17 protein-coding genes are annotated in these 19503 nt (G+C 47.6%); 13 read left to right on the plus strand and 4 right to left on the minus strand.

Features of this window, described 5'->3' with window-relative positions; all coding sequences use genetic code 11:
* The first annotated feature begins 249 nt into the window (after positions 1-249).
* From ilvC to leuD, 5 genes are all read left to right on the plus strand, one after another.
* On the plus strand, positions 250-1284 hold the full coding sequence (ilvC, locus tag M3152_RS03520; RefSeq protein WP_251693812.1) for a ketol-acid reductoisomerase: 1035 nt from the start codon (positions 250-252) through the stop codon (positions 1282-1284).
* A complete protein-coding gene (locus M3152_RS03525; protein WP_251693813.1) occupies positions 1271-2815 on the plus strand; it encodes a 2-isopropylmalate synthase in 1545 nt (514 codons plus the stop codon). Before ilvC ends, M3152_RS03525 begins: the two co-directional genes overlap by 14 nt.
* Positions 2816-3307: 492 nt before the next feature.
* Positions 3308-4408, plus strand: coding sequence for a 3-isopropylmalate dehydrogenase (leuB, locus tag M3152_RS03530; RefSeq protein ID WP_251693814.1), 1101 nt, complete (start codon positions 3308-3310; stop codon positions 4406-4408).
* 19 nt (positions 4409-4427) lie between these two features.
* Entirely contained in the window at positions 4428-5837 is a 1410-nt protein-coding gene (gene leuC / locus M3152_RS03535) for a 3-isopropylmalate dehydratase large subunit (protein WP_251693815.1), read from the plus strand.
* Positions 5838-5869: 32 nt separating this feature from the next.
* The gene (gene leuD / locus M3152_RS03540; RefSeq protein ID WP_251693816.1) at positions 5870-6454 is read left to right on the plus strand and encodes a 3-isopropylmalate dehydratase small subunit; all 585 of its coding nucleotides are present in this window, start codon (positions 5870-5872) and stop codon (positions 6452-6454) included.
* 137 nt (positions 6455-6591) lie between these two features.
* On the opposite strand, the gene M3152_RS03545 is transcribed toward leuD, so the two are convergent.
* Positions 6592-7257, minus strand: a complete 666-nt coding sequence (locus M3152_RS03545) for a LytTR family DNA-binding domain-containing protein (protein ID WP_251693817.1) — start codon at positions 7255-7257, stop codon at positions 6592-6594.
* A 184-nt stretch (positions 7258-7441) separates the two neighbouring features.
* On the opposite strand from M3152_RS03545, the gene aceA reads away from it, so the two are divergent.
* The 4 genes from aceA to M3152_RS03565 all read left to right on the plus strand — a co-directional run bounded on the left by aceA (position 7442) and on the right by M3152_RS03565 (position 11800).
* Entirely contained in the window at positions 7442-8716 is a 1275-nt protein-coding gene (gene aceA / locus M3152_RS03550) for an isocitrate lyase (protein ID WP_251693818.1), read from the plus strand.
* Positions 8717-8747: 31 nt separating this feature from the next.
* Positions 8748-10358, plus strand: coding sequence for a malate synthase A (gene aceB, locus M3152_RS03555; RefSeq protein ID WP_251693819.1), 1611 nt, complete (start codon positions 8748-8750; stop codon positions 10356-10358).
* Positions 10359-10377: 19 nt separating this feature from the next.
* A complete protein-coding gene (locus M3152_RS03560; protein ID WP_251693820.1) occupies positions 10378-10503 on the plus strand; it encodes a YhfH family protein in 126 nt (41 codons plus the stop codon).
* A 130-nt stretch (positions 10504-10633) separates the two neighbouring features.
* Positions 10634-11800 carry a pyridoxal-phosphate-dependent aminotransferase family protein gene (locus tag M3152_RS03565; protein WP_251693821.1) on the plus strand — a complete coding sequence of 389 codons (1167 nt, stop codon included), beginning with the start codon at positions 10634-10636 and terminating at the stop codon, positions 11798-11800.
* A gap of 122 nt (positions 11801-11922) precedes the next feature.
* Here M3152_RS03565 and M3152_RS03570 read toward each other — a convergent pair whose 3' ends face one another.
* Positions 11923-12789 carry a glycerophosphodiester phosphodiesterase family protein gene (locus M3152_RS03570; RefSeq protein WP_251693822.1) on the minus strand — a complete coding sequence of 289 codons (867 nt, stop codon included), beginning with the start codon at positions 12787-12789 and terminating at the stop codon, positions 11923-11925.
* Positions 12790-13038: 249 nt separating this feature from the next.
* Here M3152_RS03570 and M3152_RS03575 point away from each other — a divergent pair, with 249 nt between their 5' ends.
* Together M3152_RS03575 and M3152_RS03580 are read left to right on the plus strand one after the other, a co-directional pair.
* Positions 13039-13215 carry a hypothetical protein gene (locus tag M3152_RS03575; RefSeq protein ID WP_251693823.1) on the plus strand — a complete coding sequence of 59 codons (177 nt, stop codon included), beginning with the start codon at positions 13039-13041 and terminating at the stop codon, positions 13213-13215.
* 123 nt (positions 13216-13338) lie between these two features.
* Entirely contained in the window at positions 13339-14415 is a 1077-nt protein-coding gene (locus M3152_RS03580) for a CapA family protein (protein WP_251693824.1), read from the plus strand.
* A 44-nt stretch (positions 14416-14459) separates the two neighbouring features.
* Here M3152_RS03580 and M3152_RS03585 read toward each other — a convergent pair whose 3' ends face one another.
* Positions 14460-15356: a C40 family peptidase gene (locus M3152_RS03585; RefSeq protein ID WP_251693825.1), complete on the minus strand. Its 897-nt coding sequence runs from the start codon at positions 15354-15356 to the stop codon at positions 14460-14462.
* A 252-nt stretch (positions 15357-15608) separates the two neighbouring features.
* Between M3152_RS03585 and M3152_RS03590 the strand changes: the two genes are divergently transcribed.
* Together M3152_RS03590 and M3152_RS03595 are read left to right on the plus strand one after the other, a co-directional pair.
* The gene (locus tag M3152_RS03590) at positions 15609-16703 is read left to right on the plus strand and encodes a glycosyltransferase (protein ID WP_251693826.1); all 1095 of its coding nucleotides are present in this window, start codon (positions 15609-15611) and stop codon (positions 16701-16703) included.
* A 52-nt stretch (positions 16704-16755) separates the two neighbouring features.
* Positions 16756-17859: an amidohydrolase gene (locus tag M3152_RS03595; protein ID WP_251693827.1), complete on the plus strand. Its 1104-nt coding sequence runs from the start codon at positions 16756-16758 to the stop codon at positions 17857-17859.
* Between the two features lie 68 nt (positions 17860-17927).
* Here M3152_RS03595 and M3152_RS03600 read toward each other — a convergent pair whose 3' ends face one another.
* Complete coding sequence (locus M3152_RS03600; protein ID WP_285846903.1) at positions 17928-19502, minus strand: SulP family inorganic anion transporter; 1575 nt, start codon at positions 19500-19502, stop codon at positions 17928-17930.
* Position 19503: the final 1 nt, after the last annotated feature.

Below are 19503 nucleotides of genomic sequence, written 5' to 3' on the forward strand. Positions count from 1 at the left end.
AGTTTGCAATTCTAGTTGATTGAAGCGGAGGGCGGCGACTCCTGTGAAAGCCGTCATGAAAAACGGCTTTTGCGAGCAAAAGCGTAGCGGTGCGAGCAGGCTGCCTTAATTTCTGCAAAGAACGCAGAAATACGGCAAATCGAACCCTTCGCAGTTCGATTGGCTCAGCCTCGCCCACGGAAAGCGTCCGCCTGGAGCGGAAATCGACAATATAAATATAATACCTAAAATTCCAAGGAGGAACTAACAATGGCTAAAATGTATTATAACCAGGATATCAATGAAGGACTTCTACAAGGAAAGACGATCGCAATCGTCGGTTACGGCTCACAAGGTCACGCACATGCACAGAACTTGAAAGACTCTGGATTCAACGTAGTCGTCGGCGTACGCCCAGGAAAATCATATGATCAGGCTAAAGAAGACGGCCTAGCTGTGAAAACAGTAGCTGAAGCAGCTGAACAAGCGGATCTTATCATGATCCTACTTCCAGACGAAAGACAGAAGCAAGTGTATGACGAAGAGATCCAACCGGCACTGAAAGCGGGCAAATCACTCGTATTTGCACACGGATTCAACGTCCACTTCGGACAGATCGTACCTCCCGCAGACGTCGACGTATTCCTCGTCGCACCGAAAGGCCCGGGACATCTAGTTCGCAGAACATTTGAAGCAGGCGCTGGCGTACCGGCATTGTTCGCGGTATACCAAGACGTTTCCGGCCAAGCGAAAGACGTCGCTCTCGCTTATGCGAAAGGGATCGGCTCAGCTCGTGCAGGCGTACTTGAAACTTCATTCAAGGAAGAGACGGAAACGGACCTATTCGGTGAGCAGGCAGTACTGTGCGGCGGATTGACTTCCCTCGTCAAAGCCGGCTTTGAAACATTAGTGGAAGCGGGTTATCAGCCTGAACTTGCATATTTCGAAACGATGCATGAATTGAAACTGATCGTCGACCTCATGTACGAAGGCGGCATGTCCGGAATGCGCTATTCGATTTCCGACACAGCTGAATGGGGCGATTACGTATCAGGGCCGCGTGTAGTTGATGCGGACACGAAAGCACGTATGAAAGACATTCTAACTGATATCCAAGAAGGTAAATTCGCAGAGGGCTGGATTGCAGAAAACGAAAACGGCCGCCCGAAATACAATGCATATGAGGAGTCGGAAGCGAAGCACCAAATTGAAGTCGTCGGCGAAAAGCTTCGTGCGATGATGCCATTCGTAAATGAAGGCAAGAAATCAAAACAGGAGGAAGTGGTGGGTAGTGCGAAAAATTGACATCTTTGATACGACACTTCGTGATGGTGAACAATCGGCCGGCATCAATCTGAACACGGCTGAAAAGATGGAAATTGCCCGCCAACTAGAACGTTTTGGCGCTACGGTGATCGAAGCAGGGTTTCCTGCTTCCTCACCTGGTGATTTCGAAGCGGTGCAGCGCATTGCGAATACAGTGAAGAACTCGACAGTGACCGGGCTTGCCCGCGCAATGAAAAGTGATATCGATACATCATGGGAAGCACTTAAAGGCGGACAGCAACCTCATCTCCATGTGTTTTTGGCCACGTCTCCAATCCATATGGAACATAAATTGATGAAGACGCCTGACCAAGTCGTGGATATTGCAGTTGAAGCCGTAAAATATGCAAAAAAATTCTTTCCTCTCGTTCAATGGTCAGCAGAAGACGCATTCCGTTCCGACCCTGCATTCCTCGTCCGGATCATCAATCAAGTGATCAAAGCCGGTGCGACGACAATCAATATCCCAGACACGGTCGGTTATGCAACGCCGCAAGAATATGGGGCTTTATTCAAATTCTTGAAGGAGAATGTGACGGGCATTGAGCGTGTGAAACTTTCTGCGCATTGCCATAACGATTTAGGTATGGCTGTCGCAAACTCCATCGCAGCGATTGAAAATGGTGCCGATCAAGTCGAAGGCACGATTAACGGGATCGGTGAACGGGCTGGAAATGCAGCGCTCGAAGAAATCGCGGTTGCCCTCCATATCCGTAAGGACGTTTACGGGTTTGAAACGGACATTAACTTGCAAGAGATCAAGCGCACAAGCCAATTGGTCAGCCAGTTGACAGGTGTCGTCATTCAGCCCAACAAGGCGGTCGTCGGGAAAAACGCATTCGCGCATGAATCCGGAATCCATCAGGACGGCATGCTGAAAAATCGGGAAACGTATGAAATCATCACACCGGAACTGATCGGCGAAACGACGGCTCCGTTAGCACTCGGCAAGCATTCAGGCCGCCATGCATTCAAGGACCGTGCTATTTCAATGGGCTTTGAACTAAGCGACGCGCAAATGAATGAAGCGTTTGTCGAGTTCAAGAAGCTCGCCGACCGCAAGAAGGAAATAACGGAAGACGATCTGTTCGTCCTCTTCACAGGAAAGCAGATTGCGTACGCAGATGCGGAAATCTATGAATTGACGAATGTGCAAGTCCAATACGGCACGTCGAACGTTCCGACCGCAACGATCGCAGCGAATGTCCCTTCAGGAGAAAACGTCGTCGTTGCCACAACCGGCGCAGGTTCAGTCGAGGCAATCTTCAACGCACTCGAATTGCTCGTCAAAGGCCAAGTCAATATTCTGGATTACCGCGTCACATCTATCGGCAAAGGCCGCGATGCTTTAGGGGAAGCAGTCGTCAACTTGCGCTTCAACGGTGAAACCTTCACAGGACGCGACGTTTCACAAGACGTATTGGAAGCATCAGCAAAAGCCTACTTGAACGCTATTAATCGAAAGTTAGTGAAGGATCAAGTGAAAGTGGCGGAAACAGTTAGTCAATAATAGCTGGCATGAAATTGCGTTATGCGTGATTGTGGGGATTTATGCGTTAATTTCGCGATTTATGCGTGAGTTTAGCAGTTTATGAGTAAATTTTGCAGTTTATGAGCTTTTACAAGGATTTATGCGTAATTCTAGCTGTTTATGCGTTTTTAGTATATAGAAGTTATATTTTAGACGGGATCTATAAGGATTGAAGCGGAAGGCGGCGACTCCGGTGGGAAAAGCGTCAGCAGAAGACCCCGCAACGAAAGCCGTCACGAAGAACGGCTTTTGCGAGCAAAAGCGCAGCGTTGGGAGCAACTAAGGGATGCCTTAATTTCTGCAAAGAACGCAGAAATACGGCAAATCGAACCCTTCGCTGTTCGATTGGCTGAAGCGACGCCCACGGAAAGCGTCCGCCTGAAGCGGAAATCCGATTAGAAAGAAACACTTTATACGAAACTAAGTCTGAAGATTGTGTAAAAAGTTATGACAACAAGGAGGAGAAGTTCAATGGAAAAAAGAGTAGCTGTATTACAGGGCGATGGAATCGGACCGGAAGTAACGTCGGCGGCTGTGCGAGTTCTTGAAGTGGTTGCAAGACGATTCAACCACACATTCCATTTCAATTACGGTTCAATCGGAGGAGCGGCGATCGATTCGTTCAATAACCCACTCCCGAAGCAAACAATTGAACTCTGTGAATCAAGTGATGCAGTTCTCTTAGGGGCTGTCGGCGGTCCGAAATGGGATCGGAATCCGTCAGAATTGCGACCTGAAAGAGGGTTGCTTGCCATCAGGAAGCACTTTGATTTATTCGCGAACCTGCGTCCGGTCAAGGCAGTCCCTTCCTTGCTTCAAGCTTCTCCTCTCAAGGAGGAAATTGTTCGGGAAGTCGATATGATGATCGTCCGGGAACTGACGGGCGGCATCTACTTCGGGCAGCCGAGCCGCAAAACCAAAACTTCCGCAGTCGATACGCTCGTCTACACACGTGAAGAAATCGAACGCATCGTTGAAAAAGCGTTTGAGCTTGCGCGGATGAGACGGGGAAAAGTGACATCCGTCGATAAGGCGAACGTATTGGAGTCGAGCAAGCTTTGGCGGGAAGTCGTCGAAGAGAAGCGCAAAGGCTATCCGGATGTCGAAGTTGAGCATCAGCTCGTCGACTCGGCGGCGATGAAATTGATTACGAACCCGAAATCCTTTGATGTTGTCGTCACTGAAAACATGTTCGGCGATATTTTAAGCGACGAAGCATCCGTCATCACCGGTTCGCTCGGCCTCATGCCATCCGCAAGCGTTCGTTCCGATGGATTCGGCCTGTACGAACCTGTTCATGGCTCAGCGCCCGATGTTGCAGGGATGGGCATCGCGAATCCGGCAGCAGCCATTTTGTCGGCGGCAATGATGCTCCGCTATTCATTCGAAATGGAGACGGAAGCGGCAGCAATCGAAAAAGCCGTTGATACCGTATTTGAGGATGGACATTTTACTGCGGACCTTGCGGGTGGATCAGATCGCGCCCTTTCAACGATGGAGTGGACGGATAAAGTGATCGGTGAGCTGGATTTGCAGTTCGTCTCGAATAGCATCATGTTTTCATATGTCTGAAATGGAAGGAGAATTTGATATGCCTAAAACGATCATCGAAAAAATTTGGGAGCAGCATATTGTGTACGAAGAACAGGGGAAGCCTGACCTATTATATATCGACCTTCATTTATTGCATGAAGTGACTTCACCTCAAGCGTTTGAAGGCTTGCGGCTGGCGGGACGGAAAGTGCGGCGCCCCGATCTCTGCTTCGCGACGATGGATCATAACGTTCCGACCCGGAATTTGCCGATCATAAACGACCCGATCGCTAAAAAGCAGATTACGACATTGGAGAAAAATTGTGAGGAGTTCGGCATTGAGCTTGCCGATATGGAGCATCCGGACCAGGGAATCGTCCATATTATCGGTCCCGAACTCGGGTTGACACAGCCAGGCAAAACGATAGTCTGCGGGGATAGCCATACTTCCACGCATGGTGCATTTGGCGCTATCGCGTTCGGAATCGGTACGAGCGAGGTCGAGCACGTCCTATCGACACAGACGCTTTGGCAATCAAAACCGAAAACGATGGAAATTCGGATCAATGGCAAGCTCGGATTTGGTGTTACTGCGAAGGATGTCATCCTTGCGATTATCGCAAAATTCGGCATCGACGTCGGAACCGGGCATATCGCTGAGTATACAGGCGAAGCAATCCGCTCCATGACGATGGAGGAACGGATGACGATTTGCAATATGTCCATTGAGGCGGGGGCGAAAGCCGGTTTGATCAGCCCGGATGAGACGACAATCGAGTATTTGAGAGGACGACGTCATGTCCCTGAAGGCGAAGCGTTTGAGGACGCTGCGGAACAATGGCTCTCCTTGGCAACCGACGAAGGGGCGGTATACGATACAGTTCTTGAAATCGATGCGAATGAAATCGAGCCGTTTATCACTTGGGGCACGAATCCTTCGATGGGTTCCGGCATCAGTGCAAAGGTGCCGTCCTCGGGGGACTTTACAGATGAATCCGATAAGGAAGCGTTGAAAAAAGCGCTCACCTATATGGGGCTTGAAGAAGGGACGCCACTTACTTCAATTGCAATCCAGCACGTTTTCATCGGCTCTTGCACGAATGCCCGCTTGAGCGATCTACGAGCCGCAGCTGAAGTGATCGCAGGTCAAAAAGTGCATCCGAATGTGACGGCAATCGTCGTTCCAGGTTCACGCACTGTGAAACGCCAAGCAGAAGAGGAAGGCTTGGATAAAGTGTTCCTCGAAGCCGGTTTTGAATGGCGCGAATCGGGTTGCAGCATGTGCCTCGCGATGAACGATGACGTCGTACCGGCTGGCGAAAGATGTGCATCTACATCTAACCGGAACTTCGAAGGCAGGCAAGGGGCGGGTTCCCGCACGCATCTGATGAGTCCAGCAATGGCCGCGGCCGCAGCGATTTCCGGACATTTCACAGACGTTCGTACAATGAAATTGGCCCATGCCTAATGAACAAAGCTGGATGAAGAAAGGATGATTCCATGAAACCGATCAATGAAGTGCGCAGCGTCATGACACCTTTGAATCGAAAAAATGTAGATACAGACCAGATCATATCGAAGGAATTCCTGAAGCGAATCGAACGGACCGGCTTTGGAAAATATCTTTTTCACCATTGGCGCTTCCAGGCGGACGGTACGGAAAACAAAGAATTTGTCCTGAACGACGACCGGTTCAAAGACTCCAAGATCCTCGTCGCCCATGACAACTTCGGTTGCGGCTCCTCTAGGGAGCATGCGCCGTGGGCAATCCTTGACTATGGGTTCGAAGTTGTCATCGCCCCGTCGTTTGCGGATATTTTCCATAATAACTGCTTCAAGAATGGCATCCTGCCAATCCGTCTCCGTGTCGAGGAAATCGAAGAGCTTTTATCCAAAGGCGAGACCGCTCCTTATACATTGGAAATCGATCTTGAACAACAGACGGTAAAAGGCGAAGACGGGAAAACATACACATTCGACATCGACCCGTATTATAAGCAGATGTTATTGAATGGATGGGACGAAATTGCGTTGACGTTCCAATATGAAGAGCAAATTGCCGCATATGAAAAACAGCATGCTTAATGAATAAAGACTGCAGATGGAATCACGTTAGATCCTATCTGCAGTCTTTTTTTCGTCCATAATTCTCCATATTATTTCCTCGTTTACGTCTCAAGTCGATGAAAAATGAGACCGAAATAGTAACCATCTCCTACACTTCAAAATCCCAGCACACATTTCACATCATTCACATATGACTGGCTCACCGGCAGTTCGGTTCCATCCACTAATGTCACGACAAGACTCGAAGAGAAATCGCGTGAGATCCTCGAGATTTTAGCTGTATTCACAATGTACGAACGGTGAATGCGCAAGAAGATTTCAGGCAGCCGCTTATCCAACTCCTTCAACGTGCTCGAAATGCTGAATTGCCCGTCCTCCGTATAGAAGAATGTCTTCTTCTGATAGCTTTCAATATGAGTGATCTGTTCAAGCGGAACTGGGTACCATTCGTCGTCAAGCTTTCCGGTGAGCAGGCGCAACGGATCGTTCTTGACTTGCGATCCGGGTTCCGGTGGAAGGATGACGACGAGTGCTGCATGTTCTCCGTCAATTTCGATAGGGTATCCGACGCCATACGATGGGGTCGCTGACAAAGTCGAATCTATCATCATTCCTGTTTTACCCCTACTCATTAACACCTTCGCCGCAATGCTTCCCGCTTGCACGGGTTGGCCATCAATCCATGTGTCATCGTCTCCAGAATCGCAACAATGATAGCAACCGTTCAACGCAATCGCGAGGCGGGCATCATTGGGAATCCAATCCTGCAACAGGCAGGCAAATTGCTGTAGAAGTTCTTCCCGTATTTCGGTGTTTTCCATTCGATAATCTTCCCCTTTTCGAATTCATCGAGCTATTTCCGCTTTCATCCTCTTAAACTATCCTTTTGTCGAAATGCACAGACAGTTTTAATATTCTGTTATATAGTAATGTATAACAACTTATCCTGTTGTGGAACAGTAGGAAAGTATCAATTACTCTATTAAATGAAAGGTGTGGAATGAAATGAAGGAACAGGTGGAGCAGTTGGAGAGAAGCTGGCAGGAAGACGGACGTTGGGCGGGGATCGAACGAGGATACAGTGCGGAGGACGTCATCAAGTTACGGGGCTCAGTTCAAATTGAACATACATTGGCGAAAAGAGGGGCAGAGCGGCTTTGGAAATCGCTTCATGAAGAGGATTTTATCGCTGCTCTCGGCGCACTGACGGGCAATCAAGCAGTCCAGCAAGTAAAAGCGGGACTCCAGGCAATCTATCTGAGCGGTTGGCAAGTGGCGGCGGATGCGAATATGGCGGGGCAGATGTATCCGGATCAAAGCTTATATCCGGTGAACAGCGTGCCGAATGTCGTGAAGCGGATCAATCAGGCGCTGCAGCGTGCGGATCAAATCGACTGTGCAGAAGGCAGGCTAGACGAGTTCGATTGGTTCGCACCAATTGTCGCTGACGCGGAAGCAGGATTCGGAGGTCCTTTGAATGTGTTCGAATTGATGAAAGCGATGATTGAAGCAGGCGCTGCCGGCGTCCATTTCGAAGATCAGCTCGCCTCAGAAAAGAAATGCGGTCATCTTGGCGGGAAAGTGCTTCTTCCGACGCAGAATGCAGTCAGGAATTTGATTTCGGCAAGACTTGCGGCTGACGTATCGGGTGTCCCAACGATCATCATTGCGAGGACGGATGCAGACGCGGCAGATCTGATCACGAGTGACGTCGACCCACGCGACCATGCATTCATTACCGGAGAACGCACACCGGAAGGATTTTACCGGACGAAAGCTGGCATCGAGCAGGCGATTGCCCGCGGTCTCGCATACGCACCATATGCTGATCTCATCTGGTGTGAAACATCCACGCCGGATCTCGAAGAAGCGAAACGCTTTGCGGACGCCATCCACGAGAAATTCCCGGACAAAATGCTCGCCTATAACTGTTCGCCTTCATTCAATTGGAAATCGAACCTAGATGACGAGACAATCGGCAAATTCCAGCGCGAACTCGGCAAGATGGGTTATAAATTCCAATTCGTCACATTAGCGGGCTTCCATTCATTGAACCACAGCATGTTCGAATTGGCGCATGGTTATAAAACGGACGGGATGGCAGCCTATTCGAAGCTTCAGGAAGCAGAGTTCGCGAATGAATCAAAAGGGTACACGGCGACCCGCCACCAACGCGAAGTCGGAACGGGTTATTTCGACGAAGTGGCTCAGGTAATTTCAGGAGGCACTTCCTCAACAACAGCCATGAAGGGGTCGACGGAAGAGGCGCAATTCGTTTAAGTACCTAACGATTCCACGAATAAATGAAAGGATGATTCAACTGACAACTCAACAGACGCGTTTCAATATGGATGTAATCGGTGAAATGACGGCGGGGACGGAGGAAATCCTGACGCCGGAAGCGCTCGAATTCCTTTATAGCCTGCACGAAACATTCAATGGCCGGCGAAAGGAATTGCTGGCAGCGAGGGAAACAAGGCAACGCCTATTCGATGCTGGCGAAAAGCCGGGCTTTCTTGAAGAAACGAAGCATATTCGGGAAGGGGATTGGACGGTCGCACCGATTCCACCCGATTTGCAGGATCGGCGTGTTGAAATTACCGGTCCCGTCGACAGGAAAATGATTATTAACGCACTTAACTCCGGAGCGAAAGCGTTCATGGCTGATTTTGAAGATGCAACTTCGCCGACATGGTCGAATATGATCGACGGTCAGTTGAATCTCAAAGATGCCATAAGAGGGACAATTTCGTTCGAGCAGGCTTCCAATGGAAAGAAGTACTCTTTGAATGAAGAGACAGCCGTTTTAATGGTGAGGGCAAGAGGTCTTCATTTGGATGAAAAGCATATCCTAATCGACGGCGAGCCGATGGCAGGAGGCTTCTTCGATTTCGGGCTTTATTTCTTCCATAATGCGAAGGAATTATTTGAACGGGGAACGGGTCCGTATTTCTACTTGCCGAAGCTTGAAAGCCATTTGGAAGCAAGACTATGGAATGAAGTATTCGTCTTCGCGCAGGAAAAACTGGACATTCCGACTGGTACGATACGTGCGACGGTGTTGATTGAAACGCTTCCCGCTGCATTCGAGATGGATGAAATTTTGTATGAACTGCGAGACCATATTGCGGGACTGAACTGCGGCCGCTGGGATTATATTTTCAGCTTTATCAAAAGGCTTCGCAGTCAACAGGATGTCATCTTGCCGGACCGAGGGCAAGTGACGATGACATCGCCTTTCATGAGAGCTTACACACAGCTATGCATCCAGACATGTCACAAGCGGAACGCGTTTGCGATGGGCGGGATGGCGGCTCAGATTCCGATCCGTAACAACCCCGAAGAGAATGAGGAAGCATTCAGGAAGGTCGCCGAGGATAAACGCCGGGAAGTGACGGACGGACACGATGGAACGTGGGTCGCTCATCCGGGGCTTGTCGCGGTTGCGAGGGCTGAATTTGATGCACATATGGAAACGCCCAATCAAGTTCACAGGAAACGGGAAGACGTGCAAGTGACGGCGGCTGAGTTGCTGGAAGTGCCGACCGGGACGATTACGGAGGTAGGGCTGCGGATGAATTGCAGCGTCGGCGTCCAGTACATCGCTTCGTGGTTGAAAGGGAATGGAGCGGCGCCGATCAATCATCTGATGGAAGATGCGGCTACCGCGGAAATTTCCCGCTCGCAAGTATGGCAATGGATTCGCCATCCTGAAGGCAGGCTGGATGATGGCAGGGATATTACTGTCGATTTATTCATGAATCTATTTGCCGAAGAGATGAAAAAATTGAGGGAAACCTACGGCGAAAAGGAATACCGTTTCGGCAAATTCAATGAGGCGGCTGAGCTGTTCGTCGAGTTGACGCTTCAAGATGAGTTCGAGGAATTCCTGACATTGCCGGGATATAGAAAACTATCATAGGAAAAGGAGGAGGTTCATTATGCAAAAGACGAATGAAGTGCAAAAGTCGAAAAAGATCTGCCGGGAATGCGGTTGTGAAATCGTTGAGAAAGTTGAATCCCTGCTCTATGAATGCGAACGCTGCATCGGCAAGCATAAGGATTGAAGAAATTGGCCCGTCTCCTCAAATGGGGAACGGGTTTTCTCTATTTTTCATCAGAATAAAGAGGGTTTCATTCATAATTCGGAGAATAGGGTATAATAGAAGAGAAATCTAACGTAAAGGGGATATCGTTTTGCGAAATGAAGAGATGTTATTGATACCTGGACCGACGCCAGTTGTCGATTCGATTTACGATGCTATGGCAGCCGAGACAAGAGGGCATACAGATCTGCGCTTCGTAGAGATTTACAAGCGATCAATCGAGAGGACGCGCGAGATGTTCAAAACCGATGGAGAGGTATTTGTCATCGCCGGGTCGGGTACGATCGGCATGGAAATGGCTCTTGTCAATACTGTCGGTGCGGGAGAGCGTTTATTGGTAATCAGCCACGGGTATTTCGGGGACCGTTTCATCCAATTGGGGAAAGCGTTTGGTATTGAAATCGATGTCCTTCAAGCCGAATGGGGACAGCAGGTTGCACCGGAAGACGTGGAGCGTAAATTATCGGAGCGTACATACAAGGCGGTGACGATCACGCACGCCGATACGTCCACAGGTGTGGCGGCCGACTTGGAAGTGCTCGTTCCTATTGTGAAAAAACACGGCGCACTCGTCATACTGGATGGAGTTTGTGCAACTGCCGCAATGGAAGAGGATATGAGCAAGGAATATGGCGGCGCGGGTTATAAAATCGACGTCGTTCTGACGGGCTCCCAAAAGGCGATCGGCGTTCCACCGGGGCTTGCCATTGTCGCGTTCAATCAAACCGCATTGGATGCACGCAAGCAACTCGGACATATTCCGGCTTACTATTGCGATATTGAAAACTGGATTCCGATCATGCATGATCCGTCGAAATACTTTGCGACGCCTCCGGTTAACTTGATTTATGCATATGATGAAGGAATGAAACTTGTTCTGGAGGAAGGCTTGGAAAAACGATATGCAAGGCATACGGCATTTGGACGAGGCGTGCGCGCTGCACTCCGGGAATATGGCATGAAGCCATTGGCGGAAGAAGCGGTTGCGGCCTCGACATTGAGCTGTTTCCTGTATCCGGAAGGTTTGGATGACGCTGAATTCAGGGCAGCTTTGGCGAAAGAAGGACTTATCGTCGCGGGTGCATTGGCGCATTTGGGCGGTAAAGCATTCCGCCTCGGCCATATGGGCAACACGACGGAACAAATGCTTATTTCTGCAATCGAAAAGATTGGTGAAGCATTGAAGGAAGCAGGCCACGAAGCTCCGATCGAGAAAGCCGTAAACCGATTCAAGGAAGAAGTAAAATCACTCGTTTAAAGACAAAACCTCCCTTTTCTATCGAATAGGGAGGTTTTTTCTATGCTGGAAAAGTTATGCGCGACTTTAACACAGTTATGCTCATTCCGGGACTTTAGACATGCCCATCCATCCGGAAAACCTTACTCACCCCGCATCTCCTCAACCACCTCGACCGCGACATCCGGCACATCCGTAAAAATCCCATCTACGCCGATTTCAATCATGCGTCTGATTTCCTTCTCTTCATTCACAGTGAACGGATGTACATGCAAATCCTGATCATGTGCAAGCTCAACCAACTCCTCTGTTACAACCGACTTATCGACGCCTATGCCCGACGCATACTCCGCGACTTTTTCCAATCGCTTTTTGGTTAGCATCGTTTCATTTTTCGCCGAATACAGTTGAATTAGCGGAATGGCCGGCTCCTGCTCATGGATTTTCTTTAGAGATCTGGCATCGAATGATTGCAGGATCACTTTCGGCAGTTCCGTGTCTTCTAACGGTAACAGCCCGAATGCCCTCAGCTGTCCGAGTAAAGCGTCCTCGATTCCCGGGTAGGAGGCGGGTGTCTTCAGTTCAATATAATAATTGACATCATCTTGGAAGTACGAAAAAATCTCCTCCGTGCTGACGATTCGCAAAGGATCGATCCCTTCAGGCAATGAAACCGAAAGCTTCCCGTCATAGTCAGACTCACGGCGAATTTCTTTTAACTCCTGGAAATCCACTTCTGCGATCTGTTTTCTGCCATCCGGCAAATGAACGAAAGGGTCATGCATCGAAACGAGTTCCCCGTCTTTCGTCATATGCACATCCAATTCGATATAATCCGCCTTCATCTGCACTGCCAATCCATAGGACAGCAAAGAGTGCTCCGGTGCATAGGCGGAAGCCCCTCGATGCGCGATGATCAGAAACTTGTCGGCAGGCAAAGATGCCGCCATAGATGCCGTCGAACATGCCGATAGAAGGATAAGCAAGCTTAGCAGAAACCCTTTTTTCACGTATATTTCCTCCTAGAACGTAAAGTAATTGTAAAGAATGAAAAGAGAAGAAGGCATGACATACGTCTCCAAATTATACGATAAACAAGTGTACGTTATATCCAATTTAAACGTAACAATTGAGCCAGGCGAGTTTCTCTCATTATCATCACTTATTGATTGCTGATCGGCTTTTTGGAATGACAACCCGATTAAAAGACAGGATTGTGGGTATCGTAAGGATAAGACATGAAAATGGAGGAGCTGTTTGTGATGAAAGACAACCGTTTTCAAACAAATCCCAATGAGGAAGAAGGCAAGGCATTCACTGGAATGCCGAACGCCAAGCCCTTCCCGGATTTTGAGCCTGAACAAGACTCGGAAAAGCAAGTTGCTCAATTCCTGAATTCAACCGAATGCAGAGAAAAGCCGTCGGATAATAAATAAGTGGAACTACACCGAGACCTATGCATTCGTTCAAACGGAGCATAGGTTTTTTGCATCTTCCATATATTAGAACCTTGAAGTATAGTGGAAAGATACTACTACTTTACGACTGGGGATAGTTGCTTGAAATATTTTGCTGTATTGACGATAGCATGTAGTTTTTTATTAAACGGATGTATAAGCGATAAAGAAAGAGTTGTCCGTCCTGATGAATTTTCCATGCTTCAAAGCAATCCGGCAGAATTAATCCTGGATGGAAAATCATCCGATATTACAATTGGAATGATCGGGGATATCCTGTTGCATTACCCGCTATATACATACGATAACTACGACCTCTCATTCAGTGCCGTGAAAGCGGAGATGACCGGCACCGACTTTCTCCTTGCAAACCAAGAATCATTGCCCGGAGGAGTGGAGCTAGGATTGTCCGGCTATCCCCAGTTCAACAGCCCGAAGCAGATTATTAGGGATTTGAAAGCGAATGGAGTCGATCTACTGTCCATTGCAAATAACCATACGCTCGATCAACAGGAAAGCGGTTTACTGAAGGCTATTGGGCATATGAACGAATATGGAATGCCTTATATCGGTGCATATGAGTCTGCGGAAGATCGTGGGACGAAGCGTATAATTGACGTGAAAGGCGTGCGTATCGGCGTTTTAGCTTATACATACGGTCTGAACGGAGCGGCAATTCCAAAAGGGAAGGGCTACTTGGTTTCATTGATTGCTAAAGACCGAATGGAAGTGGAAATTCGGGAATTGAAAGCCGAAGCGGATTTAACTGTCGTTTCCATCCATTGGGGCGATGAGTATATGTTGCAGCCTTCCGAAAAGCAGGTGGAGCTCGCCGAGTGGCTTGCGTCACAAGGTGTTGACATCGTCTTCGGCCACCATCCCCATGTCTTGCAGCGCTATGCAAAAATCGGCCAAACGGAAGTTTTCTATTCGCTCGGAAACTTCTATTCCGCACAAGCATTTGATTCTACGAATGTTGGCGGTATTGCAAAAGTACATCTTTCAATCATTGAATTGGCGGGAAGACGTTTTATGAAAGTGGAAAAATCTACATTTCATCCTACGGCTGTCATCCGTGACGAGAATGAAAAATTTATTGTCGTGCCATTACGAGACGCAGTTGGCAGGACAGGTTTTGATGAAAAGTGGGTTGCCGAACAAGTCGGCTTGCCTGAATGAAAAAATGCCCTCCACACCGGATATGTGCAGAGGGCATTTGTGTATTATTTTTTTGAAAGTCTTTCAATGAATAGTAGAAGTTCACTTGAAGTGACCCTGTTTGTTGTTCCGAATGTTCCATCGGCATAGCCCGTTGTCAATTTGTTTGTGTAAAGCGTATTAATATAGTCATTCGCCCAGTTGGATGTTGATACATCCGTGAAAGGGGTTGTCCCAGGAGTTAACGGGAGATCGAATGCGCCAACCAAGACTTTTGCCAGCTCACTTCTCGTCAAATAATTATTCGGCATGAATTCTCCTGCTGTATTTCCAGTGAAAATCCCTGCCTCTCCGACTGCAGCAATAGCTTCATGCTGGGGATGAGACGTCGAGATATCGGTGAACTCCTGATTGCTTGCCTTACTTGAAAGGTTTAATTCCTGAGCCAGGATTTCTGCGACTTCGCCTCTCGTTGCATAATTGACTTGAGGAGTTGAAGCAATTGTTGTTTCTGCAGAGAAGTCTGATACACGCCGAGCTCCTATGTATCGTTTACCCCAATAAGCCGGATCATTGATTGATGAAATCATGACACCTCTACTTGTTGAGGCATGAATGAAATTACTTGATCCGATATAGATTCCCACATGTGAAACGCCGTTTCCGCTAGTATTGAAAAATACGAGATCACCCGACAGCAAATTGCTTTTTGCAACGGACTTTCCAGTAGAGTATTGTTGGGTAGTAGTTCTAGGAATTGAAACTCCTTCTCTTTTGAAGACGAATTGTGTATAACCAGAGCAGTCAAAACCTGAAGTAGTAGTTCCCGCGTATTTATATGGTGTTCCCATGTACGCTTTAGCCGTACTGACTAGGGAAGTCGATGTGCTTGCTGAAGCCGTGTCATGAGTGGACGTTGAGATCAATAGGCATGCAAAAACTAAGAAGATGATTCTTTTCATATTTTTTCCCAAATTCCCCTTTCGCACATAATAGAAGCTGTGCTTTATCTGTGAATCAATCCTAACATGGATAAACATCAAATTTTGTTACATTCATATTACGATATGGTTACAACAGGAATAGGCTCTTGTAGAGTGCGAGAACCGAGGGATATTGCGTAGATTGTTCAAGGTTTTTTGCATATGGTATAATCGCTCAATGAATAATCAATTGAAATGACTATGGAATTTGAATAGATAGGATGAACTCTGATGCGTCAAATTACAGTATTCAGCAATATGTACCCTTCACAAAAACACCCGACATTCGGTATTTTTGTAAAGAACCAAGTAGAACACCTCCGTTCAAAAGGTCTGAAAGTGAATGTCGTTGCAATCGAAGATCCTTCAAAAGGAAAAGCTGCTTTAAAAAAGTATTTTACCTGGTTCGTAAAATCAATGACCCATATGCTTACGAAGAAGTCTGAAATTTCTTTAACTCATTCGCATTACACATTTCCGACGGGGTTGCTATCGTTAATTGGAAAAAGAATGTTTGGATTGCCTTATGTCATCACAGTCCATGGCGGAGATATCGACAAAATGGCTGCTAAAAATAAGATGATTGAGTCGATGACTAGAATCACTTTACAGAATGCCGATGCCGTCATTGTTGTAGGGCAACGATTGAAATTGGATGTCGTTGAACATTTTGGTGTTAAGGAGAAGCATGTCCATGTAATGAGCATGGGGGTCAATACGGAAGTATTCAAACCGATTCCAAAAGTGGATGCCCGTAATGAATTAGGCCTTCCTCTACATGAGAAGATTGTGTTGTTTGTTGGAAATATGATAGAAGCAAAAGGGATTCTCGATCTTATCGAAGCATTTAAGGAGGTAGAAGAAAACTATCCGGACGCCATGCTTCATATGATTGGGTCAAGTAAAGATGAAGGTTTTATGCACAAATTAGAAGAGCATTTGTCGGAAATGAAAATTAGTACTTCCCATCAGGAACCGCTGCCGCAAATAGAAGTGGCGAAATGGATAGCAGCCGCAGATGTCTTTGTTTTGCCATCACATCATGAAGGGTTTGGACTAGTTGCTCTTGAAGCGATGGCTGTGGGAACTACAGTAGTCGGTACTGACGTCGGGGGGCTTTCATTCCTTTTGGGCAATGAAGCAGGAATTCTCGTAGAGCCGCACAATCCGACATCCCTTGCGAACGGATTGAAGCAAGCTTTGGAACAACCTTCGGAAACAAGAAGACAAATCGCAGAAGGAAGAGTCCGCGAACATACATATGATGTCATTACTGAGAGATTACTGGCAATCTATGAGGCGGTATCAAAAGAAGTGAAAATGTAATGCATTTCTTCGTAAATCGATTCAGGATTCGGAATGAAGAGGAGAGATTGTGATGTCGATTGAAAAACAAATAGGGGAATGGTTCGGTCATTTTCATGCTCACCCTGAAATCAGCTGGAAAGAAGTCGAAACGACGAAAAAGATAGCAGAAATCCTCACGGAAATGAACGTACCGCATCATACATTCGATGATGTGACCGGTGTTGTGGCAGAAATCGGGGAAGGGGATCGGATCATCGCAGTCCGTGCCGACATTGACGCGCTTTGGCAAGAGGTGGACGGCGTTTATCGCGCGAACCATTCATGCGGGCACGACGCCAATATGTCGATAGTGCTCGGGGCGCTTTCCTACTTGCAGGAACAAACGCTCGGAAGCCGCATCCGGTTCATTTTCCAGCCAGCGGAGGAAAAAGGGAATGGCGCGAAATCAATGATTGAAAGGGGAGCCATCGATGGTGTTTCCCATTTATTCGGTGTCCATCTAAGACCACAGGAAGAGATCCCATTTGGCAAGGTATCTCCTGCCATTCATCACGGCGCGGCGATTTTCCTCGAAGGGAAAGTGAAAGGGGCTGATGCACATGGCGCGAGACCGCAGCAAGGGAAAAATGCACTCGACCCGATTTTCGCGATTGCCCAATTCCTGAAAACGATTTACTTTTCTCCATATGAAGCGTATTCCGCGAAACTGACGAAAGTCCAGGCGGGTGGCGATAGTCTGAACATTATCCCTGGAAATGCCCTGTTTGCAATCGATGCACGGGCACAGTCGAATTCGGTGCTGAATGAACTGAAGGAAAGAATCGATGCGGGAATCCATTCAATTGCCGAGCTTCACGGCGTAGACATCGAATTGAACTGGTCTGATTATACGCCTGCAGCGGAAGTTTCGGAAGAAGCCGCTTCGATTGCAAAAGAAGCGATCTTCGAATCAGTCGGTGAAGAGGCATTTGCGCCAGCAATCATCACATCCGGAAGCGATGACTTCCATTTCTATACGATCTACAACCCTAAACTGAAAGCCGCTATGATTGGCGTTGGTGCAGATTTAGGACCTGGCCTTCACCATCCGTACATGACATTCAACCGGGATGCTCTCGGTATAGGTGCTAAAGTGCTTGCGGCGATATTGGCGAAAGCTTCATTTTTTAGATGAAAAACACTCCATCTACGGGACAGTCCCTGTAGATGGAGTGTTTTATAATAGTGAACGGATAATAAAAATCACATAAAGAAATTCTCTTCCCCAATCCGATCATATAGTCCGCTTTTCTTGAACATGGAAAGTTTTTGCTTGGGCAATTTCTTCACAATAATTCTTACATTCTGTTTGCTGGAACCGTCCAACAACGCGGATAGCGCAGCCTCACCAGTCGCGTCAATCATCGATAGATGCTCCAAATCCAAAATGATCTTAGCTGTTCCACTTGAAAGGATATCGGGCATCTTGTCTTCGAACACCTTTGCCGTACCGAAAAACAACGGTCCTTCAATGATGAATTTGGAGACTTCCTCTCCGAACTTGTGAATCTCTACTTCCGAAAGTTTTTCCGCCACGATATACAGCTTGCCGCTCATCTTACGCAAGAAGGAAAGTGCAGCCAACATGATGCCGACTTGGACGGCAACTGTCAAATTGATAAAGATGGTAAGCAGGAATGTCGTCAGCAGCACGATTGAATCGCCTGACCTGACGGACAAAATATGAGCAAATGCCTTTCTCGCACTCATATTCCAAGCAACAAACATTAGAATGGGCGCCATCGCCGCTAAAGGAATATATGAGGCGAACGGGGCGAATACCAAAATGAACAATAAGACGAAAATGCTTTGCACCATGCCGGAAACCGGGCTGACAGCGCCTGACCGGATATTGGTCGCAGTTCTCGCAATCGCGCCTGTTGCTGGGATGCCCCCGAATAACGGCGAAATGATATTCGCGATTCCTTGCCCGAACAATTCCCGCTTTGAATCATGCTTCGGACCTTCTTTCATTCCATCCGCAACGACTGCAGACAACAGCGATTCAATCGCGCCCAGTGCAGCAATGATTAATGCAGGCTGCCAAAGACTGACGAGCTTGGATAATGTGATTTCAGGAAATTGAAAGCCGGGCAATGATTGCGGAATTCCTCCGAACGCTGTGCCGATCGTTTCTACTTTTCCCGGGTAGAACAAGACAGATAATACAGTTGGAATCAAAAGAGCGAAGAGCAGCAACGGAACACGAGGGGCAACTTTCGGCAAGATGAAGATCAAGGCCAGCCCAATTATTGCGGTTAGCACACTGAAGATATTCACAGTATGAAGATGCTTGGCGACATCAATCATATTTTCATGAAAGAACTCCTTGCTCTCAAGTCCCGACAGGCCAAGGAAGTTCCCGAACTGCCCCGTGAAAATGATAATGGCAATCCCCGAGGTGAACCCGATTGTTACGGAACGAGGGACGAAATGAATAAGATTGCTAATGCCTGCAAAGCTCATGATCACGAGGAAAATACCGGCCAGAAACCCTGCTATTAAGAGATCTTCATAGCCGTATTGAAGGACAATTGCGAGAAGGATAGGGATAAAAGCACCTGTAGGACCGGCAATTTGAAACCGCGATCCACCGAGTAGGGCTACTAAAAAACCTGCAATGATCGTTGTGTATAATCCATACTCTGGTTTCACACCTGAGGCAATTGCAAAAGCCATCCCAAGTGGAATGGCTACGATACCGACAGTGATCCCCGAAAGCATATCCTTCCGAAACCCTGACGCATTATAATCAATAAAACGCTGATCTTTGAACAAG

Origin of the sequence: Sporosarcina luteola, assembly GCF_023715245.1 — a bacterium.
Taxonomy (GTDB): domain Bacteria; phylum Bacillota; class Bacilli; order Bacillales_A; family Planococcaceae; genus Sporosarcina; species Sporosarcina luteola_C.